Origin of the sequence: Butyrivibrio sp., from assembly GCF_015056685.1 — a bacterium.
Taxonomy (GTDB): Bacteria; Bacillota; Clostridia; order Lachnospirales; family Lachnospiraceae; genus Butyrivibrio.
In genome coordinates this window covers 12,662-36,886 of the sequence record NZ_SVFW01000029.1, presented here as the reverse complement: position 1 = coordinate 36,886, position 24,225 = coordinate 12,662, and the positions used below count along the sequence as shown (strand labels likewise).

The 24,225-nt window shown below is 41.4% G+C and carries 13 protein-coding genes; 12 read left to right on the top strand and 1 reads right to left on the bottom strand.

Translation table 11 applies throughout. From position 1 onward, the window contains the following. Window positions 1-37 precede the first annotated feature (37 nt). Genes E7303_RS11365 through carB form a run of 3 tightly spaced genes read left to right on the top strand, consistent with a single transcriptional unit; the run spans window position 38 to window position 8,384 of the window. On the top strand, window positions 38-3,841 hold the full coding sequence (locus tag E7303_RS11365; RefSeq protein WP_292145409.1) for a phosphoribosylformylglycinamidine synthase: 3,804 nt from the start codon (window positions 38-40) through the stop codon (window positions 3,839-3,841). Continuing rightward, window positions 3,838-5,049: a carbamoyl phosphate synthase small subunit gene (locus tag E7303_RS11360; protein ID WP_292145408.1), complete on the top strand. Its 1,212-nt coding sequence runs from the start codon at window positions 3,838-3,840 to the stop codon at window positions 5,047-5,049. Before E7303_RS11365 ends, E7303_RS11360 begins: the two co-directional genes overlap by 4 nt. Continuing rightward, window positions 5,049-8,384 (top strand): carbamoyl-phosphate synthase large subunit, encoded by a 3,336-nt coding sequence (carB, locus tag E7303_RS11355; RefSeq protein ID WP_292145406.1) that lies wholly within the window; start codon window positions 5,049-5,051, stop codon window positions 8,382-8,384. Before E7303_RS11360 ends, carB begins: the two co-directional genes overlap by 1 nt. 58 nt (window positions 8,385-8,442) lie before the next feature. Here carB and E7303_RS11350 read toward each other — a convergent pair whose 3' ends face one another. After that, window positions 8,443-9,102 carry a DUF1961 family protein gene (locus E7303_RS11350; protein ID WP_292145405.1) on the bottom strand — a complete coding sequence of 220 codons (660 nt, stop codon included), beginning with the start codon at window positions 9,100-9,102 and terminating at the stop codon, window positions 8,443-8,445. Window positions 9,103-9,466: 364 nt separating this feature from the next. Between E7303_RS11350 and E7303_RS11345 the strand changes: the two genes are divergently transcribed. The 9 genes from E7303_RS11345 to E7303_RS11305 all read left to right on the top strand — a co-directional run bounded on the left by E7303_RS11345 (window position 9,467) and on the right by E7303_RS11305 (window position 24,224). After that, entirely contained in the window at window positions 9,467-11,446 is a 1,980-nt protein-coding gene (locus E7303_RS11345; RefSeq protein ID WP_292145404.1) for a hypothetical protein, read from the top strand. Window positions 11,447-12,052: 606 nt separating this feature from the next. Further along, window positions 12,053-12,307: a hypothetical protein gene (locus tag E7303_RS11340; protein ID WP_292145403.1), complete on the top strand. Its 255-nt coding sequence runs from the start codon at window positions 12,053-12,055 to the stop codon at window positions 12,305-12,307. A gap of 73 nt (window positions 12,308-12,380) precedes the next feature. Next, window positions 12,381-14,627 (top strand): AraC family transcriptional regulator, encoded by a 2,247-nt coding sequence (locus E7303_RS11335; protein ID WP_292145402.1) that lies wholly within the window; start codon window positions 12,381-12,383, stop codon window positions 14,625-14,627. Between the two features lie 205 nt (window positions 14,628-14,832). After that, window positions 14,833-15,813 (top strand): ABC transporter permease, encoded by a 981-nt coding sequence (locus E7303_RS11330; RefSeq protein WP_292145400.1) that lies wholly within the window; start codon window positions 14,833-14,835, stop codon window positions 15,811-15,813. A gap of 20 nt (window positions 15,814-15,833) precedes the next feature. After that, window positions 15,834-16,751, top strand: a complete 918-nt coding sequence (locus E7303_RS11325) for a carbohydrate ABC transporter permease (RefSeq protein ID WP_292145399.1) — start codon at window positions 15,834-15,836, stop codon at window positions 16,749-16,751. Between the two features lie 225 nt (window positions 16,752-16,976). Beyond that, window positions 16,977-18,587, top strand: coding sequence for an extracellular solute-binding protein (locus E7303_RS11320; RefSeq protein WP_292145398.1), 1,611 nt, complete (start codon window positions 16,977-16,979; stop codon window positions 18,585-18,587). Window positions 18,588-18,651: 64 nt separating this feature from the next. Then, window positions 18,652-21,222, top strand: coding sequence for an exo-rhamnogalacturonan lyase family protein (locus tag E7303_RS11315; protein ID WP_292145397.1), 2,571 nt, complete (start codon window positions 18,652-18,654; stop codon window positions 21,220-21,222). 41 nt (window positions 21,223-21,263) lie between these two features. After that, window positions 21,264-21,986 carry a rhamnogalacturonan acetylesterase gene (locus E7303_RS11310; protein ID WP_292145396.1) on the top strand — a complete coding sequence of 241 codons (723 nt, stop codon included), beginning with the start codon at window positions 21,264-21,266 and terminating at the stop codon, window positions 21,984-21,986. A 15-nt stretch (window positions 21,987-22,001) separates the two neighbouring features. Beyond that, window positions 22,002-24,224, top strand: coding sequence for a rhamnogalacturonan lyase (locus E7303_RS11305; protein ID WP_292145395.1), 2,223 nt, complete (start codon window positions 22,002-22,004; stop codon window positions 24,222-24,224). The last annotated feature ends 1 nt before the right edge of the window (window position 24,225 follow it).

The following is a 24,225-nucleotide window of genomic DNA, read 5'->3' as shown; positions in this document are numbered from 1 at the left end:
AAACAATAAACAATATTTTTTTGAACGAGGAGATATTATGAGCAGTGTAAGACGAATCTATGTTGAGAAAAAGCAGCCCTTTGCTGGAAAAGCAAGAGAACTCAGGCATGAGATTAAGAGTTATCTTGGAATTGAAAGCGTATCAGATGTAAGAATCTTCATCCGCTATGATGTAGAGAATATTTCTGATGAGGTTTTTGAGAAGGCCTGCAGAACTGTTTTCTCAGAGCCTCCTGTAGATATTTTATACAGAGAGAATATTGAAGTGCCAAGTGGAGCTGTAGTATTCAGCATCGAAGCACTTCCGGGACAGTTTGATCAGAGAGCTGATTCCGCAGAACAGTGCGTTCGTTTTATAAAAGGTGATGAAGAGCCTGTTATCAAGACAGCAGTTACCTATATGCTCATTGGAAATATGACTTCTGAGGAAGTTTCAAAGATCAAGGAATACACAATGAACCCTGTGGATTCAAGGATCGCAGATGAGACCAAGCCTGAGACTTTGGTAACAAATTATGATGAGCCAGAAGATGTGGCAGTTCTCGATAACTTCTGCACAATGTCAGAAGAGGACTTTGAAAACCTTTACAAGTCACTTGGTCTTGCTATGACACTTAATGATTTCAAGTGGATCAGACAGTACTTTAATGATGACGAGCATAGAAATCCTACAATGACTGAGATCAGAGTTCTTGATACATACTGGTCAGACCACTGCCGTCATACAACATTCGGAACAGAGCTCAAGAACGTTGAGTTTGGCGAGGGCGACTACAGAGCACCTATCGAGAATGCTTATAAAGACTACCTTGCTGCGAGAGATTCACTTTATCAGACAGAAGATAAAAAGAAAGAGAAATTCATTTCCCTCATGGATATCGCTCTTATGGGAATGAAAAAGCTTAAAAAAGACGGAAAACTCACAGATATGGAGGAGTCAGAGGAGAACAATGCCTGCACAGTTGTAGTTCCTATCGATGTGGACTATGGCGAGGGCGTAAAGAGAGAGAACTGGCTTGTGTTCTTCAAGAATGAGACTCACAACCATCCTACAGAGATCGAGCCATTCGGTGGCGCTGCAACATGTCTTGGCGGTGCTATCAGAGATCCTCTATCAGGAAGAGGCTACGTTTACCAGGCTATGCGTGTAACAGGTGCCGCAGATCCTACAGTTCCTGTAGCTGAGACAATGAAGGGCAAGCTTTCACAGAAAAAGCTCGTAAGAGGAGCTGCTTCAGGATATTCATCATACGGTAACCAGATCGGACTTGCTACAGGTTATGTAAAAGAAATCTATCATCCGGGCTATGTGGCTAAGAGAATGGAAATTGGTGCGGTTATGGGAGCTGCTCCTCAGGAGCATGTTATCCGTGAGAGCGCTGATCCCGGAGACATCATTGTGCTTCTTGGCGGAAGAACAGGAAGAGACGGCTGCGGCGGAGCAACAGGTTCATCCAAGGCTCATGATTCAAAATCTCTTACAAGCTGCGGAGCAGAAGTTCAGAAGGGTAATGCACCTACAGAGAGAAAGCTTCAGAGACTCTTTAGACGTCCTGAAGTCAGTGAACTTATAAAGAAATGTAACGACTTTGGAGCAGGCGGAGTTTCAGTTGCTATCGGTGAGCTTGCACCTGGTCTTGATATCAATCTTGACCTTGTACCTAAAAAGTATGCAGGTCTTGATGGAACAGAGCTTGCCATCTCAGAGTCACAGGAGAGAATGGCAGTAGTTGTAGCTCCTAAGGATGTGGACAAGTTCCTTGAGTATGCAGGAGAAGAAAATCTTGAGGCTGTTAAGGTTGCAGTAGTTACTGAGGAGCCGAGACTTGTACTTAACTGGAGAGGCAAGAAAATCGTAAATCTTAAGAGAGCATTCCTTGATACCAATGGAGCTCACCAGGAGACAAACGTTAAGGTTGAGATCCCTTCAAAGGCTGATAACTATCTTGACCAGACAGCTTCAGAGGGCGTAAAAGAAGCTCTTTCAAAGGGAGATGTAAAGAAAGCATGGCTTTCAGTATTAAATGACCTCAATGTATGTTCTCAGAAGGGCCTTGTTGAGATGTTCGACTCATCAATCGGTGCCGGCTCAGTACTTATGCCTTATGGTGGTAAAAAACAGCTCTCTGAGACACAGACTATGATCGCTAAGCTTCCTGTTTTATCAGGAAAAACAGATACAGTAACAATGATGAGCTATGGCTTTGATCCATATCTTTCAAGCTGGAGTCCATACCACGGTGCTGCCTTTGCTGTTACAGAGTCTGTATCAAGGATTGTTGCAAGCGGCGGAGATTACAAAAAGCTCCACTTCACATTCCAGGAGTACTTTAAGAGAATGACAGAAGATGCTAGCCGTTGGAGCCAGCCTTTCACAGCTCTTTTGGGCGCTTTTGAAGCTCAGATGAAGTTTGGCCTTGCTTCTATCGGTGGAAAAGACTCTATGTCAGGTTCATTTAACGAGATAAACGTACCACCTACACTTGTTTCTTTTGCAGTAGATGTTGCACAGCTTTCAGATGTAGTAACACCTGAACTTAAGAAGGCAGGAAATAAGCTTGTTCAGTTCAAGCTTCCAAGAGATGGCTACGATCTTCCTGATTATGAAAAGATCATGGCTCTTTATGAGAAGATTAATGCTCTTATGAAGAAGAAAGCAATCGTTTCAGCATATGCTGAGGACGCATACGGAATCGCTGCTTCAGTTTCCAAGATGGCCTTTGGTAATGGTCTTGGAGTTAAGATTGATGACAGCATCAGTGCAAAAGAGCTCTTTACAAACGATATTGCAGATATCATCGCAGAAGTTCCTACAGAGTTTGTTTCAGATGCAGTAAATGCAGGAGCAAGAGTTATCGGTGAAGTTACAGATGATAGCACATTCACAGCTTGCAGCGTAAGCTTCTCAGAAGAAGAGGCCCTTGAGAGCTGGAAGGATAAACTTGAGAAGGTATTCCACTCAACAGTTAACGAGGAGAAAAAAGCTGTAGACACAGGTCTTTTCAAGGCTGAGAGCGTATATGTATGCAAGAATAAGGTAGCAAAGCCTACAGTATTTATTCCTGTATTCCCAGGAACAAACTGCGAGTATGACAGCGCTCAGGCTTTCGAAAGAGCCGGTGCAAATACTAACATCAAGATATTCAGAAACAGAGATGCTCAGGATATCAAAGAATCTGTTGAAGAGTTCAGAAAAGCTATCGAGCAGGCTCAGATCATCATGTTCCCTGGCGGATTCTCAGCCGGTGACGAACCTGACGGAAGTGCTAAGTTCTTTGCTACAGCCTTCCAGAATGAGGAGATCAAGGCAGCAGTAGAGGACCTCTTACAGAACAGAGACGGACTTGCACTTGGTATTTGTAACGGTTTCCAGGCCATGATCAAGCTTGGCCTTGTACCAAACGGCAGAATTACAGGACAGGATGAAAACGCACCTACACTGACATTTAACACAATTGGAAGACACATTTCCAAGATGGCTACAATAAAGGTTGTTTCCAACAATTCACCTTGGCTTAAAAATGCAAAGCTTGGCGGAGTATACACAAACCCTGCTTCACACGGTGAAGGAAGATTTGTTGCACCTGAAGATGTACTTGATAAGCTCTTTGCAAACGGTCAGATTGCAACACAGTACTGCGACCTTGATGGAAACATCACAATGGATGACGAGTGGAACATCAACGGCTCCTACAGGGCAGTTGAAGGTATCCTTTCACCTGATGGAAGATGCCTTGGTAAGATGGCTCACTCAGAGAGACGTGGCGACGGCGTAGCAATCAACATCTACGGCGAGCAGGATCTTAAGATTTTTGAAAGCGGGGTAGAATACTTCAGATGAAAGCTTTTTTGATATTGGAAGACGGAACCGTCTTTGAAGGAAAGCATATTGGTGCTGATAAAGATGTAGTAAGCGAGATCGTTTTTAACACATCAATGGCAGGATATACAGAAGTATTTACAGACCCATCCTACGCAGGACAGTCTGTTTGTATGACATATCCTCTTATAGGAAATTATGGCGTGTGCCTGGATGACATGGAATCGGATAAAATCTGGGTTGACGCAGTTATAGTAAGAGAGCTTTCTCATATTCCTTCTAATTTCAGATGTGATATGTCAATTCAGGAATTTCTTGAAAAGTACGACATTCCAGGAATTGAAGGTATAGATACCAGAAAGCTTGTAAGGATCCTTAGAGAAAAAGGAACCATGAACGGCTTTATTACAACCAACGAAAGTCTCAAGTATGAGGATGTAAAAGATAAGCTCCACGCCTATACAACAGGAGATGTGGTAAGCAAAGTATCCTGCAAGGAAAAGAAGTTCCTTAAGGGAGTGACAGATATTTCTGAGAACGGACCTCTTTCAGGCAGTGCTTCTTTTAACGAGGATGATTACAAGGAGAGCCTTAAAGGTGACCTTTCAAAGAGAGAAAAGAAGCCTGCAATTGTAAAAGAGCTTAATGGAAAAGGCCTTAAGATCGCCCTTCTTGACTTTGGTGCAAAAAGAAATATTGCAGCATCACTTGCCTCCAGAGGGTGCGATGTCACAATCTATCCTTCAGATACAACAGCAGAAGAAATTCTTAAGGATGCGCCGGATGGAATCATGCTTTCCAACGGCCCCGGAGATCCAAAAGAGTGCACACAGATCATTAAAGAGATCAAAAAACTCTATGATTCAGAGTTGCCTATTTTTGCCATCTGTCTTGGACATCAGCTCATGGCACTTGCAACAGGAGCTGATACCTTCAAGATGAAGTATGGACACAGAGGTGGTAACCACCCGGTAAAAGACCTGTCAAATAACAGGGTTTATATCTCATCACAGAACCATGGATATGTGGTTGATATGGATAAGCTCGATCCAAATGTGGCAAAGCCTGCATTTATAAATGTTAACGATGGAACAAACGAGGGACTTGCCTATGTTGGAAAGAATATCTTTACAGTTCAGTTCCATCCCGAAGCATGCCCTGGACCACAGGACAGCAGCTATCTGTTTGACAGATTCATTTCAATGATAAGGGAAGGAGGCAGAGACTAATGCCAAAGAATAAAGATGTAAAAAAGGTACTGGTCATCGGCTCCGGTCCTATAGTAATTGGTCAGGCTGCAGAGTTTGACTATGCCGGAACTCAGGCCTGCCGCTCACTTAAAGAAGAGGGAATTGAGGTTGTACTTGTAAACTCAAACCCTGCTACGATCATGACTGATAAGGACATTGCTGATGAGGTTTATATTGAGCCTCTTACAGTGAAGACTCTTGAGCAGATCATTGAAAAAGAAAAGCCGGATTCAATCCTTCCAACTCTTGGTGGACAGGCCGGACTTAATCTTGGAATGGAGCTTGATGAATCAGGATTTTTAAAATCTAACAATGTAAAGCTTCTCGGAACTACAGCAGAGACAATCAGAAAAGCTGAGGACCGCCAGGAATTCAAGGACACAATGGAAAAGCTCGGACAGCCTGTTGCTGCTTCACTTGTTGTTCATAACGTAAAAGACGGTGTTGAATTCGCGAGTAAGATCGGATATCCTGTAGTACTTCGTCCGGCTTATACTCTGGGAGGTTCAGGCGGCGGAATAGCCTACAACCAGGTACAGTGCGAAGAAATCCTCGAGAACGGACTCAGACTTTCAAGAGCCAGCGAGGTTTTGGTTGAAAGATGTATCGCCGGTTGGAAAGAAATCGAGTACGAAGTAATGCGTGACAGTGCAGGAAACTGCATCACAGTCTGCAACATGGAAAACATCGACCCTGTTGGTGTTCACACTGGTGACTCAATAGTTGTGGCTCCATCACAGACTCTTTCTGATAAAGAATACCAGATGCTCAGAAGCGCAGCCCTTAGCATTATTGATGAGCTTCAAATCACAGGTGGCTGTAACGTACAGTTCGCCCTTCATCCAACAAGCTTTGAGTACTGCGTAATTGAGGTTAACCCACGTGTAAGCCGTTCTTCTGCGCTTGCATCAAAGGCTACAGGATATCCTATAGCAAAAGTTGCAGCAAAGATTGCCCTTGGATATACCCTCGACGAGATAAAGAATGCAATCACAGGAAAGACCTATGCAAGCTTTGAGCCTACTTTGGACTATTGCGTAGTTAAGTTCCCAAGGCTTCCATTTGATAAATTCATCACAGCCAAGAGAACACTTACAACACAAATGAAGGCCACCGGCGAAGTTATGAGCATCTGCACTAACTTTGAAGGCGCAATGATGAAGGCTATCAGATCTCTTGAACAGCACGTTGATTGCCTTACAAGCTACGATTTTTCAGAGCTTGATGACGATGAGCTTTTAGAGAGACTCAAAGTAGTAGATGACCAGAGAATATGGGTAATTGCTGAGGCTCTTCGCCGCGGCATAAGCCATGATCAGATCCATGACATCACAAAGATCGATCTTTGGTTTATAGATAAGCTCCACACCCTTGTAAAGATGGAACTTAAGCTTCTTAGAATAGGTGAAAAGAATACAGAAGGTAAGCAGGGAACAGTAGAAGATGCTAAAAAGATCATTTCTTTTGACACACTCCTTGAAGCTAAGCGCCTTGAGTATCCTGACACAGTTATCAGCAGACTTACAAGATTCTCAGTTGATGTTTTAAAACAGCTCCGTGAAGAACTTGGCATCAAGGCCACATTTAAGATTGTTGATACCTGCGCCGCTGAGTTTGAAGCTGCAACACCATATTACTACTCGGTTTACAACGGCCCTGACTCTGAGGATGAAGCTGCAATAAGCGCACAGATGAAGTCATGCTCTCGCGATGCTCGCCATGACACGTTCAGTCCAGACTCGAAAGAACCTCGTCAGGACTTCTCAGCAAAGAAAATTCTTGTACTTGGTTCCGGTCCTATCAGGATCGGTCAGGGTATCGAGTTCGACTACTGCTCAGTTCATGCTACATGGGCGTTTAAGAAAGCCGGATTTGAGACAATCATCATAAATAACAACCCTGAGACAGTAAGTACTGACTTTGATATTGCTGATAAGCTCTATTTTGAGCCACTTACTCCTGAAGACGTTGAGAACATCGTTAAGCTCGAAAAGCCTGATGGAGCAGTAGTTCAGTTTGGTGGACAGACTGCCATCAAGCTCACTCAGGATCTGATGAAGATGGGTGTTAAGATTTACGGAACAGATGCTAAGGATGTAGACGCTGCAGAGGATAGAGAGATCTTTGATCAGATCCTTGAAGAGACCCAGATTAAGCGTGCTCAGGGAGCAACAGTTTATACAGCAGAAGAGGCAAAAGAGGTTGCTAACCGTCTCGGATATCCTGTACTTGTTCGTCCTTCTTACGTTCTCGGCGGACAGGGCATGCAGATAGCTCTTTCTGACCAGGAAATCGAGGAGTTCATGAACATCATCAACAGATATGCTCAGGACCACCCGATCCTTGTTGATAAGTATCTTCAGGGAATTGAGACAGAAGTTGATGCTGTATGTGACGGCGATGACATTGTAATCCCCGGAATCATGGAGCACATTGAGAGATCAGGTATCCATTCAGGAGACTCAATCTCCGTTTATCCTTCACAGTCTCTTTCTGATAAGGTAAAAGAGACAATTGCTGAATATACAAAGAGGCTTGCAAAGGCCCTTCATGTAATAGGCCTTATCAATGTTCAGTTTATCGCTGTAGGTGATGAGGTTTACATCATCGAGGCCAACCCAAGATCTTCAAGAACTGTTCCTTACATCAGTAAGGTTACAGGTATTCCTATTGTTGATCTTGCAGCTAAGGTCATGATGGGACATAAGCTAAAAGACCTTGGATATACACCGGGACTTCAGCCTGAGGCGGGCTACGTTGCTATCAAGATGCCGGTATTCTCTTTTGAAAAGATCAGAGGAGCTGAGATCAGCCTTGGACCTGAAATGAAGAGTACAGGCGAGTGCCTTGGAATCAGCAAGAGCTTCAATGAAGCACTTTACAAGGCCTTCCTTGGAGCAGGTGTAAACCTTCCTAAGTACAAGCAGATGATCATTACTGTTAAGGATTCAGATAAGGGAGAAGTTATTGAGATAGCACGCCGCTATGAGAAACTTGGATACATTATCTATGCAACACGTTCAACAGCCGATACGCTCAATGAGAACGGCGTTAGGGCCAGAAAGATAAATCGTATCAACCAGGAATCTCCTACAGTTATCGACCTTATCCTTGGTCACAAGATTGACCTTGTAATCGATACTCCTACACAGGGAAGAGATAAATCAAGAGACGGATTCCTTATCCGCAGAACTGCCATAGAGACAGGTGTTAATGTCATTACAGCACTTGATACAGCAAGAGCGCTTGTAACAAGTCTTGAGACAAAGGCAACTGAAGAGAATCTTGAACTTGTAGATATTGCAAAACTGTAAAAGGCAAAGAACTAAGGGACGGGGTTGACCTACAACCCCGTCCCTTAGTCTATTTTTTTCAAAGCCATGTTACCCGAAGATTTCTGTATTCTGCGACCATAGGAGCCAATTGCCTGAAACCTATGTGTCCGCCTGTCAATAGGTCGCCATATGTGTGACCGTCATCAACAAATTCAAATATCTGTAAGTCGTTAACATGGAAAGTGACTTTGTTCTTATTCTTTATAACCTTTATTTTGTACCATTCAGATTCCGGTGATGCATCAGGAATAGGATCTGCCCCCTGAGTTACAAGGTGGAAGCCGTAGCTTTTTCTTAGATTGCAGGTGTGGAAGGCCCTTTCATCGGGCTCTTTTCTTCTGAAATAAGAAACATGAAAAGCATTGATGTCGCCACTGTGATACTGCTTATATTCACCGGTTCTTTTGCTTAAACTCTCATCAAATATACTTCCGCCACTTCTGGCTTTCGCAGCAAAGAACATAATGGCCAGGCCCGGCTCTTTTAACGGACGAAATTCCCATTCAATCTTCACATCAGAAGGAAACGCTTCAGGACACCATAAAACGTAGTTCGCTTTTTGCCCTTCACTGGCAGACAAGGCATTCTCAAGCCTCATAGCCCCATTTGGAAAACTGATCCTGGCACTGCCTTCAAGAATGAACTTTGAAATGTCCTCCTCACATGCAAGCGGATTTTCATAAATTAACTTGCTCATTTTGTAACCCCCAAAAAATAATGTTTAATACACTACATTGCCTATTATAGCAGATGGGTAGGTGGTTTGGACCTTAGTTTTTTTAAATCATAGCTTCCTATGATTTAAAAAATCGCTCCGCTAAGGAAGCGCACTCGCGCGATTGGAAGATGTTGCATAAATGCAACCGCGCTCGGCGCGAGAATGTCGCAAGCGACATTCTTTTTTATCTGAATATGATTTTCATCAGGGAAAAGAAATAGTGAAAAACATATTCTAAAAACCATTAATTTTATAATGTTTTAATGGTTTGCCGAGTTTGGTTTATGCTAACATGACTTCGTTGTGAATTATGAATTATATATGTTTTGGAGGACATAGTGTTATGTACAAGAAGCTTTTAGCTAAGGTTACTGCTACGGCAATGGTTATTACAATGGTTGCAACTTTTGGTTTTACATCTTTTGCAGCTGAAGAAGTGCTCAAAGGTGATCAGACAACTCCAGTCGGTGCAAGCAGCGACATGGATAAAGTTGTTAATGGCGATGTTACAGTAGATGAGGGAACAGCTGTATATGCAGAAAATGGAGAAGTAACAGTAAATGGAGACGTTACAGGAAATGTCAATGCTTATTGGGGTGGAGATATTACCGTAAAAGGTGACGTTACATCAAATGAGGATGAATATCTTTTATCACCTGAGAAAAGCGGAAATGGTATAGGAGTGGTTACAGCCAGTGGTGAGGGCACCTCAGTTACAGTAGAGGGTGATGTGGATGCATCAAAGCTGATAACAGAAAGGACTGATACTGGGGTAACGCATGAGATGTATCGCCATCCTGACAATGATGGAGAGGCTCCTTCTTCAGTTGTTGAGTATGATACTACAACAGGTACCGGTGGAGCAGATGCCGGAGTATATGTTGAGGATGGAGCGACAGTTACAGTTAAAGGAACTATTACAGCAGGAGAAAATGGTGCTGTTGTAAAAGGAAATAGCACATTAAATGTCGGCGGCAATGTGGTATCTAATGGAAAAGAAATAACTCATTCCGGAACAGAATATGTAAATGGAGAAGGAGCTTCTTTTACAAAGAAAACAGAAATAGTAAATGGTAAAGAGAAGGAATACTATATTGTCGATGAAGGCTCTACAGGAAAGCCTTCAGTTTGGAACGAGTTTAGCAGCAATGGTATTAATACAGACGGTAACGGAACAATTGTTGTAGAAGGCGATGTTACCGGTAAGAAAAATGGTATCCTGATCGACAATGACAGAGACGGAAAGGCCGGATCTATTGTTGTACTTGGAACAATTAAAGGTGAAGAGTATGGAATCAATATTGATGATCAGCTTCAAATGTACAAGTATTATGAGGATCTTGATGTTAAATACAATGAAGAGGGAAATAAGAAAGTCGCTGAAGAAATGTTAAAAGAAATGCCTCAGATAACAGTCTATGCTGTTGAGGGTGCAAAGGCAATAAGTGATGGAAAACTTGGTACCCGCTACGTTGAGGGTATCGGTGAAATACCTTATCGTGTTGAGTGCTATGAAGGCTTTAAAAATGTTTACGATTCAGTAGTAAGTGCTATCAACTACATAATCAAACAGGATGATAAGTCTAACGCAGATTACAGCATTACTGTGGATAAAGATACATCCAAGCAGGAAATTAACGGTAAGGAATACTTTACAACAAAGATCAACCAGGCATTTGCAGTAGCTGCAAAGCTCCCTGAAGGTTACACAATCAGTGGTGGAGAAAATGTAACAGTTGTTGATAACGGAAATGGAACCTTCTCACTTACACTGAATAATGTAAAGGGTGGAATCAACCTTATGGCAGTACTTAGACCTGTTTCAACTGGTGATAATTCTTCATCAGGCGGTAATGACTATGAAGTAGTAGTTGAGGAAGTTACTCAGACTGCTCCTACTCTTACTCAGCCTGGTGCACTAGTTATTACAAGTACATCCGGTCAGGCAAATGCAGCATCTAACCCTGAGCAGGCAGCGCTTGTAGCAGCAATCAGTGGAGAAAAGCCAGCTCAGACAATATCATTCAGCGTTGGAAAGGTTACACCACAGCAGTACAAGGAAGCTGTTATAAATAATGTAGCGTCAGTTCCTGCAAACGGTGCTCTTAACCTTGTTACAGACAAGCCTTCAGTAATTGATTACAAGATGGTAGAAGCTCTTTCAGCCAGAAGTGATATTGATGTAAACGTAGTATTTAATTATGGCGGCAAGAGATACAAAGTTGTTATTCCTGCAGGATATGATATGAAGAGCCTTCTTGATAAAAATGGCTATTGCGGATTCTTAAGACTCCTTGCAGTACTTGGCGGTGAAACAATCTAATAAAATTATATTCAAGTATTTATAAATAAATGCACGCATGTTTGGCTGTTCGCTGAACATGCGTGCTTCTTTTTTGTATAAGAGTATGTAATTGCCTGCGTACAAGGGCCTCTGGCTCTGAATCCGAGAACAGTAGGGATGGCTACTTTCAAGGATGTGTAGAGCTATATGCCCAGATCAACATTTTTATACAATTATATGTTCTGTATCTTTTTGCTGATATCTTTTGGGGAGAAAACATCGAATAAAGATGTATGTATAGAAAATTCCGGTACTTTTGGCGATGTACGGATAAAAATGCTGATAAAGTGCAATCTTATCCGTACAATCTGTCAGTAGATAGTTCATTTTTCGCGTGACATACGGATAAGACAGCATACAACATGCAATCTTATCCGTACAATCTGTCAGTAGACACTTCATTTCCCGCGTGACGTACGGATAAGACAGCATACAACATGCAATCTTATCCGTAAAAGGAAAGATCATTGAGCAAAAAATGACCATATTGTACGGATAAAAATAAAGAATAGTGCTGAAGTTATCCGTACGATGGGATGAAAAGGAGAAAATCTATAAGTAGTAGGTGGACTTCAAAAGATTGATATGTACTATGAAGCCAGTACAATTCTCACAACACATCCTGATATAGGTTATGATGATGGCATCAGCCATATTTTTCTGTACTGTAATGGCAGACCTAATTTTGATGCGCATGATAGCGCTATCAATCTTTCCCATGAACATAGTAAAAAACTTCAGGAAATGCTAAAATACATAGTATCGGGACAGAAACCGTCTGCTCCTAATACTGAGATTGATGCAATCGAAGATATCGTTGCAAAATATAGAACGCTTTAGAGTTTTTTGGGGACAAAGGAATAATGGAAAAAAGGTCTCCATATTGGATTAAAAGGGGAATAGTTATTTTCTTATGCTAAAAAACATTGGCTATAAATATAGGGTTTTAATAGCGATAACACTACTCATGATTGTAGTAGTGTTATCTTTTGGTATTGTATTTTTTAAGGGGCAGCTTGACAGAAATTCTCAGCTAAAAAGCTCTGAGCTTGCAAAAGATACAGAAAATATCATGGCAAGTATAGAAAACAGTCTTATGACTGTACATAAATATTATTTGTCCACAGAATCCAACGATGAAGTAAGATTTCTTGTGGAAAACGATGTGGATTACAGCCAGGTAAGTGCCATTACAAAGGGAACAGAGACTCTTGCCGGGAAAAATATAGTTTCTGATTATGTATCTGCCTATACGCTGGTTAATTTTAAAACAGGAACTGTTTTGGGCAGCAGAGGAAGATACTCTACTACAGAGGTTGTAAATCTGGACGTTCTTACCCAGCTTTACGATACTTACAGAGAAACCTACACCAAAAACCTTTGGGTATATGTTGGCGGAGAGGCGCCTGATAAGAATTCAAGGCAGTACCGAATGACTGTTCCTGTAAGTGGCCTTGATCTTGTGCTTTTTGCACCATTTTCTGAAGTCATTCCATATTCACTTATTATAGTTAATATTAATTTAAATCAAATAACAAATGACCTTAATAATCAGCTCCATGAAAATGAGGATGCACTGCTTTTATCATCGGATGGCGAAATAATCTTTTCAACTGACAGTAGTATCAATGATGCTTTACTTTTTGCTGAACAAGGCGGATATGACCATGTGAAGTCACTTGACGGAAGAAAACTATATGTAAGCAGTAGGAAGTCTGATATTGGAGGACTTAGGCTTATTGTCTCGTATGATGCGGATGCGTCAATTGCCTTTGAATGGACCTATCTTATGATGTTTGTTGTCATAATACTTTTACTTCTTCTGGTAGCTGCATTTGTTTTCAGAAGCATCTATAAACCTATCAAAACGGCAGCTTTGGAAGTTTCGAGGAATAATGATCAGAATCTAAAGCCCGGCGAAGACGAGCTTAAGTATCTGACAAACAGCATAAAGAAGCTGGATAGTAAAAATACTGAGCTTATAAATCAGACATCTGTTTTATTTGCCACAAGGCTTTACAGGGATGAACTTACTGAAAAAGAAATCGATCAATATTTGTACAGACTATCTCTCATGGACAAGGTTCCTGCAAAGTTCAGGGTTCTTACCTATGTTTTAAAATCTCTTGGAGAGGAAACTACAATTTCTTCTGAAGAGGATAAGCGCATATGCAATGAGATAATCGATGAATTCAGGGGATTATTTGTAAATGAAGAAGTTCTTCCTCCTGTTTACTATGCCAAAGGCGTTGTAGCATTCCTTCCCGGTGAGGATAATGAAACAGAGAGGGAAAAAGTCTACAGAATTTACAATACAATGACTCAGTTTGTGTATGAAAAGTATCACATGAACATTGGAGTTGGCATAAGTTCTACATACGAGGACATTCATCTTGTTAACAAGGCATATATGGAGAGTGTTCAGGCCCTTCATTTTGGAAAAATAGATAATGGAAGTTATCTTAGTCACTACAGACAGGACGCTGGGATGGGAGAATTAAAGTACGATGAAGAAAGTGCGAAAGTTCTCCAAAAGAGCCTTAGAAAAGGTGATAAAGAAAAAGCATATGAAATAATAGATGAGTTCTTTAAAAGCCTTATCGAAAAAGACTTAAAAAGAGAAAGCGCAATTCCCGTACTGATGCAGCTTGTAAATGACATTATTTTTGAAGCTCAAGGCTCAGGCGCCGGAACAGGTGTATTCAGGGAAACTCCGGGACAGATATATTCTGCTATAATTGATTACCGAGATCTCAACAGAGTCAGGAAATATATAAAGTTTAATATGATAGATCCTCTTATTCATTATCAGAATGAAGTTATTGACAGTCAGTCCGGTAACATTATGATGGCTATCGAACAGCTTGTGGAGGAAAAAGAGGGCAATATTACACTTAATGAATGCTCTGAAATATTAAGTTACCATACTTCATATATCTGGAGAATCCTAAAAGAAGAAAAGGGAATGACGTTTACTGAGTATATTGAGCAGTATAAGCTTGATATGGCCAAAAAACTTTTAAAAGACACTGATATGACAGTAGGAGCCATAGCGGAGCGGCTAAACTATACCAATGCTCAGAATTTCATCAGGTTTTTTAACAAGATGGAAGGAACTACTCCCGGTAAATACAGACAGGCCATCAAAAATGATCAGTAAATTACTGACTTTAACAGGCATAATCATTTTATTGACACAGCATTATGCACAAAACATACGTGTAAAAACGCCCTATTGTTTGGGCGTTTTTATTATGCAAGAAAATGATTATAGACGTCATTATTTCCGCTTTTATATAATTTGCTCATGCGACAGGAGAAAAATAAAACGAAACCTGTCAAATTTACGAAAACGGGAGGTTGACATGGCTGATAGCACTAAAAAGCGTAAAGGCTATCGCAAGATCGTCACTTCAGAGGGCAAAGTCTTTTATACTAAAGATCCTGGATTTTTAGCATATATGATGAGACATAAGGGATTATACCTTATGCTTCTTCCTGGACTTATCTACTTTATAATGTTTAGATATGTGCCCATGGGAGGACTGGTCATTGCATTTAAAAATTATTCTCCATTCCAGGGAATATGGGGAAGCCCATGGGTGGGACTGGACAATTTCAAGCAGTTCTTTTCCAATCAGGATTTTTTGATACTACTTAGAAATACGTTGGGAATTTCATTACTGCAGTTGGTATTTTATTTCCCGGCACCAATTATATTGGCGCTTTTACTTAATGAAATAAGACACAGCTGGTATAAGAGGACAGTACAGACATTTATCTATATTCCACACTTTGTATCATGGGTTATAGTAGCCAGTCTATCTTATCAGCTTTTCAACACCAACGATGGTCTTATCAATATGTTGATTCAAGCTATTGGAGGCTCTTCAGTTCCTATTCTTACAAGTGGTAAATATTTCTGGGGACTTATAGTAGGACAGGATATCTGGAAAGAGACAGGTTATGGAACTATCATTTATCTTGCAGCGCTTGCAGGCGTAGATCAGGAAATGTATGAAGCTGCAAGGGTTGATGGTGCCGGCAGATGGCAGATGATGTGGAATATCACACTTCCTGCAATCAAGGGAACGGTTATCATCATGCTTATTTTGAGAGTAGGTTCAATTTTAAATACAGGATATGAGCAGATATTCCTTATGAGAAATGACCTTAACGTTGCATTTGCTGAGGTATTTGACACTTTCATTTACACAAGAGGTATTCAGAATGCGCAGTATTCATTCTCTACCGCAGCAGGTATGTTTAAATCCATAGTCGGAATGATAATGGTTCTGGGTGCTAACTGGACAGCTAAAAAAGCCGGCGAATCAGGAATCTATTAAGAAAGGAGGAAGAAATACTAATGGCAGCAAATACTAAAGCGTTAAAAACAGGCTCACACGGTATAAAAATGAGCCTTGGTTACAGAATAACCGACGTTATCATATATACTTTTATGGGACTCGTTGGAGTAATCACACTTCTTCCTTTCCTTTATATTGCGGCTGGTTCATTTGCCACAGACAGAGAGCTTACAGAAAGAGCGTTTTTCATTATTCCAAGAGTTTGGTCTTTGAATGCATATAAGTATGCGATAAACAACGGAAACATTCTTTTGGGACTTAAGAATTCAGTTATACTTACCTTTTTTGGAACAATTGTTAACATGTTTTTGTCCACAACTTTTGCTTATCCTCTTTCTAAAAAGCACTTCAGGGGCAGAAATTTTGTTTTGAACATGGTAATCGTTACAATGCTTTTTTCAGGCGGAATGATACCCACATTCATGGTACTGAGAGCATACGGACTTTATGATTCATATGCAGCACTTATACTTATCGGCGCCATAAGCCCCTTTAACATGATCATCATAAAGAACTTTTTCCAGGAGCTTCCGCTTGAACTTGAGGAAGCGGCTTATATTGACGGAGCCAGTGAGATAAAGACATTTATTACAATAGTACTGCCTCTTTCAAAACCGGTTCTGGCTTCAATATCTCTGTTTTATGCGGTAGGATATTGGAATGATTACTTTAACGCCATGATCTACCTTTCATCGGCAGATAAGTACACAGTTCAGATTATGCTTAGAAATATTGTCCTGAAGGCAAGTGCTATAACAGATGTTATGATGGATTATTATGACTCAAACGGTGCACCGCCTGATAAGGCAGTAAAGATGGCTACTACGGTTATCGCCACAGTGCCGATCCTTGTAGTATATCCTTTTGTACAGAAATTCTTTACAAAGGGTGTGATGGTGGGTGCTGTGAAAGGCTGAGAGCGGATATTTTACATAATCATTTTGCGGACGTTTTCGCTCCGTTGCGCTTCGTAGCGGTACTAAGATGACGAAAAACGTCATCAAGTACCGACGAGTGCAAAGGCTCGCAAAATTGCTTATGCAACAATATCCTTTTCAGACATTTAACTTAGCACTTCTGTAAAGAATGAACTCTCATTTAGTGAGATTCAGATAACATTTTCTTTCTTAAGGAGGAACCAAATGAAAAAGAAACTATTAGCAACATTACTTAGTGCAAGCATGGTTTTGGGGATTGCAGCTTGTGGATCCGGTGCATCCACTACAACCGGCACAGACACACAGCAGACAACTACTGACAATGCACAGCAGACAGAAAGTACAGCTACTTCAGCTGCTTCAGAAACAGCAGCTGCTGAGACTCCTGTTGAGTACCCTACAGTAACATTTATGACAATCGATTTTAACTCCGGTGCTTCTAATACAGGTGATTATGCAGAACAGACTATGGAGGCTCTTGAGTCACATACCGGCATAGATGTAGATATCCAGTGGGTACAGAGTGATGTACTCGAAGAAAAGGCTACACTTGCAATGCAGGATCCAAGTTCAATGCCTATGATCATGACATGGAACGGCTCAGTTACAGGTACTGTTGTAACAGCAGCCAAGCAGGGTGCTTTTGTTGATCTTACAGAGTACTTAAAAGATACTGAGAAATATCCAAATCTTTCAAAACAGAATGCAGGAGTGGCAGAGTCACTTACAGTTGACGGCAAGCAGATCGGTATTTACAGAGCTCGTGTACTTGGAAGATATGGCGTATCCTATCGTCAGGACTGGGCAGATGCTCTTGGAATATCTGAGCCAAAGACAATTGATGACATTTACAATATGCTCTATCAGTTCACATATGGCGATCCTGACGGAAACGGCAAGGACGATACAATCGGTCTTGAAATGACATCATACACAGGTCCTTTTGATATCATGCAGACATGGTTTGGCGTAGGTAACGGTTGGGCTGAGGTTGATGGCAAACTCATTCCTGTATGGCAGCAGCCTGAGTACCTTGAGGCTCTTAATTGGTTCAAGAAACTCTATGAAGAAGGACTTATGCCTTCAGACTGGGCTTCCCGTACAACAGACACATGGTCAGACGGATGTAAGAACGGCGAAAACGGTGTTTACATCGACGTTCTTGATGGTGGAAGACGTGTATGGGATTACTTTGTAAACAATGAGATTCCTTCTGTTACAGATGCTTCTCAGTTTGCTTCCATGAACCTTCTTAGCAATATCAATGGCAAGACAATGGCTACATCAGGCTACAACGGATACTTCACACTTTCTGCTTCAACATGTGACACACCTGAAAAGGTAGAAGCAGCCCTTACATTCCTCGACAAGATGTGTGATGAAGAGATGCTTGTTCTTACAAATTTTGGTCTCGAAGGCGTAAACTATGAAATTAACGCAGATGGAAACGTTGTAAGACTTGACAATGGAGATGATGCACTTAAGGCTAACTACAACGGACTTAACCAGCTTGTAGCTTACATTCCTAACCTTGAGTCAGAGCTTTCAGAGGAAAAGACAGAGCGTCAGCTTCTTGAAGCTGAAGTTAAGGCTGATGCAGAGCAGTACGCTGTTCTCAATCCTGCACTTCCTTACCTTATCAACTCAACAACATATGCTTCACAGGGTAAAGACCTTGATGACAAGATTTCACAGGCTCGTACACAGTACATCTGTGGTGAGATTGATGAAGCAGGCCTTAAGGCAGCATGGGATGATGTATTAAATCGTGGATATTCAACAATCATTGATGAAGTTAATGCACAGTACAAATAATTAAGATTGCAAAGGCGGGCCGTCGCATATTTATGCGGCGGCTCAAATTTTAAAGGGGAGTAGCATGGAACTTAAGAGATTAGAGGGACTTGCAAAGTCAGGATATACAAACTTTGGAAGTATGTGGGAAAAGGGAAAAGTATCTTCTGACAAAGCTTTTTTCTCATTAAAAGGTGAAAAGGGGGACGTGCCTGTTCAGTCAAAAGTATTATCCTACTGGCCGGATGGAAGCGTGAAATGGGCTTGCCATACAGCTCTTTCAGATTTAATGGGAGAAAAAGTCTCACTGGATATTGCTTTGAATCAAGGACTTGAAGAAGAAATTCTTATAAGTGAAGATAATGAAAAAATATGCATTGAGGCAGGAAAGTTAAAGTTATGTGTCTGCAAAAAAGGAAATTACCTTTTTAAAGATGTTTATTTAGATGGTAAAAGAGTGCTAAATGAAGCAACCTGCGAGGCTTTGATTGAAAGCAGAATCGACGATCTTAATGTGCATGTGGAAAAGTATATAGGGCTTATTAAAAGTGCCAAAGTGGTTGAAAAGGGAAGTCTTAAAGCTGTAATTAAGATTGAAGGGGTGCATGTTTTAGAAAAGGATCCTGAAGTAACAAAGCTTCCATTTTCAATTTACATGGAAGTTTATAGGGATAGTAGTTCTTTTAAGTTTACACATACTCTTTTCATAGATATTGATGAGGAAAAAGAGGCTATTAAAGGAGTTGGGATTAACTTTGTTTCAGAAACTAAAGGCCCACAATACAACAGGCATGTTAAAGCACTTGTTGATAACGGAGTTTTTCATGAAGCGGGAGCTATGCTGCTTTGCTGGCATCCAAGAGTTGCACCGCAGATATACCATGACCAGATTTTGGGAAAAGAGCTGAAGTTTGATGACGGATCCCAGGAAGGGCGCGATGCCTTAAAAGCTTCAATGGAAATGCCTGTATGGGATGAGTGGCGCCTTTTTCAGGATAGCAGTGAACACTTTTTGATATGCAAAAAAACAGGAAAGGAAAATGTCTGTTATATTGACGGACTTCATGGTCACAGAGCAAAAGGAGTGTTGGCTTACGGAAGTGAATCGGGTTCCATAACACTTGCTCTTAAAGATTTCTGGCAAAAGTATCCGTCTACACTGGCTGTAAAGGGACTTTCAAAGGAAAAAACAACCGGTACGATCTGGCTGATTCCGCCGGATGCAAAGGCAATGGATTTTAGGCACTATGACACAAGGGGCTATTCCCAGACTTACTATGAGGGATTTGATGTATTTGGAGCAAGTGCCATTGGGATAGCCAATACTTGTGAATATAGCATAGGATTTTCAGATGAAATTATTCCTGACGATGAAGCCTTGGATAAGGCATACAATGAAGCTCAGTACAGGGCGCTTTATATGGCTGATCCTGAATATTACCATGAGCTTAGAGCCTTTGGATTCTGGAGCCTTAGGTCAAGAAATACCGAGGCTGAAAATTGGCTGGAGAATCAGCTGGATGCAGCTTTTGAGTTTTACAAAAATGAGGTTGAAGTCAGGAAGTGGTACGGAATGTTCAACTACGGGGATTTTATGCATACCTATGATAGCGAAAGGCATTCATGGCGCTATGATATGGGCGGCTATGCGTGGCAGAATACCGAACTTGTGCCAACATTCTGGCTGTGGTTTTATTTTTTAAGAACACAGAGAGTAGACGCATTTATTCTGTGCGAAGCCATGACAAGGCACTGTTCTGAAGTTGATGTATATCACTTTGGCAAATATAAGGGACTTGGTTCGAGACACAATGTAAGACATTGGGGATGCCCTTGTAAGGAGCCCAGAATAGCCATGGCAGGCCATGACAGGATGTATTATTATCTCACAGGTGATCCAAGGATACTTGATATTTTTGAAGAGGTTAAGGACGCGGATTTTGCAACTATTGAGACGGATCCCCTTAGATTTTTCTTTGACAAAAAAGATATGGTTTACCCAACCCATGCCCGTACAGGTCCGGATTGGAGCAGCTTTTGCTCGAACTGGCTTACCTGGTGGGAGGTTAGCAGGGATGAAAAATATCGTGAAAAGATTTGCACAGGTATAGAAGATCTTAAAAAGACAAAGTTAAAGCTTTTGTCAGGAACTGATTTTGAGTATGATCCAAAAAGCAGCCACCTTCGCTACATCGGAGACAGGGCTACCGGCGGAAGCCATCTTTCAATATGTCAGGGATCCGAGCAGACATGGCTTGAAATGACACTTCTTTTGGATGATCCTGATTGGGATAAAATGCTTGCGGATTATGGATGCTTTTATCCGCTAAGTAATGAGGAGCAAAACAGGATAACTGGTGGACTTATCGGAAGCAGGCAGTTTTCATATCCCTTTATGGCAGCAGGAGTAATTGCCTATGGTGCTCATTACTACAAGGATGAAAGACTTGGAAAAAAGGTGTGGGAAATCATTAAAGATAGCCTTGATACAGAGCTGGGACAAAACTGTATAGAGACCATCGAGGTTAAAAATGCGGGAAATCAGGCTGTTTTAAATGAAATCCCCAAAGTTTCAACCAATGTTTTTGCACAGTGGTGTCTCAATGTTATAGTGGCACTTGAATTTGCAAAAGAGTACTTACCTGAGAGCTTTTAAATGATAAGTGCGCAATAAATTTTTATAAAAAGGAAATAAGAATGAAAAAGACAACAATTTTTCTGGCTGGTGATTCTACAGTTCAAACCTATAAAACAAAGGATTTTCCCCAGTGCGGCTGGGGCGCCATGCTCTGGAAGTATTTTAGTGATAAGGATGTAGTAGTAGCTCATCCTGGGGACACGGAATTTGATAATGTCACAAGGTATGAAATGGCTGATCTGGTAATTGATAACAGGGCAATGGCAGGAAGAAGCTGCAGAAGCTTTTTTGACGAGGGCAGATGGGCTGATCTGTTAAAAAATGTGAGTGAAGGAGACTATGTTTTGTATCAGTTTGCTCACAATGATGCCAACAAGGAAAAGGAAGAGAGGTACATTACCCCGGATGCCTACAAGGATAAACTTATAAATGATTACATAAATCCTGTTTTGGAGAAAAAGGCACATCCCGTGCTTGTTACAGCCATAGCCATGAAAGATTTTGATGATAAGGGCAGGTGCAGGATTTCTTTTCCTGAGTATAGAGAAAAGTGTCTTGAAATCGGAAGTGAACTTGGAACAGGTGTAATAGATTTGGGTAAAAAAACCGCAGATTATAATACAGCAATCGGGGAAGATGCCTGCAGAGAGATTTATATGAATCTACGCCCTTTGATGTATCCTGCAAGTTCTGAAGGAAAAGGGGATAACGCTCATCTTCGGGCAGAGGGAGCTTTTATTTATGCCGGTTTTGTTTATGAAGAACTAAAAAAGCTTTTGTGATTTGGAGATAAAAATATGGGAAAGAGTGAAGATTTAAAGCGCGGCCTTGTGGCAGTTAAGACTAATACCGGGATTTTTTTATCATGGAGATTGTTTAAGTCTGAGGTAAACGGTTATACCAAAACCGGCCTTAGCGGCGCTGACTTTAAGGTATACAGAGACGGAGAGCTTATAGCTACGGTAAAAGACTCCTCAAACTATCTTGATACCAAGGGTGATGAAAACAGCAGATATTATGTGGAAAGCTACTATGAGGATGAAAGCCTTGAGGAAAAAGTAAAAGCTTTAAATACCAGAGCTTATGGAAAATCTGAAGAAGTATCTGCTTTTAAAAGCGGGGAAAATTATATTGATATCCCTGTTATGAGACCCCAAGGGGGTGTTACACCTGCAGGCGAAAAGTTTGAATATACTTTAAATGATATGAGTGTAGGAGATGTGGACGGTGATGGAGAGTATGAGTACATCGTTAAGTGGGATCCGACCAACTCACATGACGTATCAATAAAAGGTTATACCGGAAGATGTATTTTGGATTGCTACAGGCTTGACGGAGAGCTTCTCTGGAGACTTGATATGGGACCCAATATCAGAGCGGGCGCTCATTACACCCAGTTTATGGTTTTTGACTTTGATGGGGACGGAAAGGCCGAGATGGCTGTCAAAACCGCTCCGGGAACGAAGATGACAAGATACAGCGGGGGAAAAGAGATTTCTTCGTCTTACATTACGCTTCCTGATAAAGATGTGAAAAAAGGCGTCACAAATCAGGACAATTATGTGGCATCTGCATCAGATTACAGAGAGCATCTGGTAAAAATGTTTATGGGTTGGAAAGAGCATACGGAAGTAAAAAAAGGAAACTGGCCCGGAACATTGGAAGAATGCTTTGATATTCCCGTAAAGTATGAGTACCCTCTTTCTAAAGATGATGCCGCAGAACTTGTAGACTTTTTTATCAATGATTATGCAAGGAAGAGAAGTCAAAAGAACGAGCTTGATAAGTTTGAAGGCTTCATTTATGAGGGACCTGAGTATCTTACCATGTTTTCAGGAGATGGAAGAGAACTTTCCACAATTGATTACCCTTTTAAAAGAGGTGATGACGGACTTATGTGGGGAGACTACTGTATGCCAAGGATTGAACCCTGCAACCGTGTAGACCGCTTTTTGGCAGGAGTTGCCTTCCTTGACGGGAAGCGCCCGAGCCTTGTTATGTGCAGGGGATATTACACCAGAACAACACTTGCGGCATACAACTTTGATGGCAGGAATTTTATTCCTTTATGGCAGATTGATTCGGGACACGTTCCTATGAAGAATCCATTTAATGACAATCCTCATGCGGGAGTCGGAACAGATCCTGTCTACGGAGTATTGGCAGGACAGGGAAATCATTCCCTTGCTGTTGCGGATGTGGATGGTGATGGCAGGCAGGAGATTATCTACGGTGCGGCCTGCATTGATGATGACGGAAGTGTACTGTACTCAAGCTATGATTATCTTCCCGATGGAACCTATGCCAAGATGGGGCATGGAGACTCTATGCATGTAGCCCACATTGATCCCGACAGAGAGGGATTCCAGATATTTAACGTGTTTGAGGGGGCAGAGGTCGCTCCTTATGGATATGCCCTCAGAGATGCTGCTACAGGTGAAGTTATACGAGGTGTAGACGCAGATGGTAATGACACAGGTAAGTTTGGGGTTTTTGCAACAACTGACCTTGGAAGATGCATGATAGGTGACATTGATCCGAATGTAAGGGGACTTCAGTGCTGGGTAAATGATGTCTATTCCTGCAAAGGACAAAAGCTTTCCCACAAGGCACCATCTACCAATCAGGCCATCAGATGGGCAGCAGATCTTTCTACTCAGGTTATTGACGGAGCTGATTACCTTAAAGGTGTGCACAGAGGCGTTATTAATGATATTACCCATGGGGTGATGCTTGAGCCCAAAGGAACACTTACAAACAACGGAACCAAAGGTAATCCCTGTCTTGTGGCGGACCTGTTTGGGGATTTTAGAGAAGAAATAGTACTTAGGCTTGAAGATAATAGTGCCCTTAGAATATATACAAATGCTGAGATAACAGAACATAAGCTTTATACACCTATGGATGATCCAATGTACAGAACAGGTATAGCATGGCAGAATAACTGCTATAATCAGACCTGCTATACCAGCTATTATTATGCCTCTGACATGGACTTTTCCAAGGTTCCCCTTGAATAAA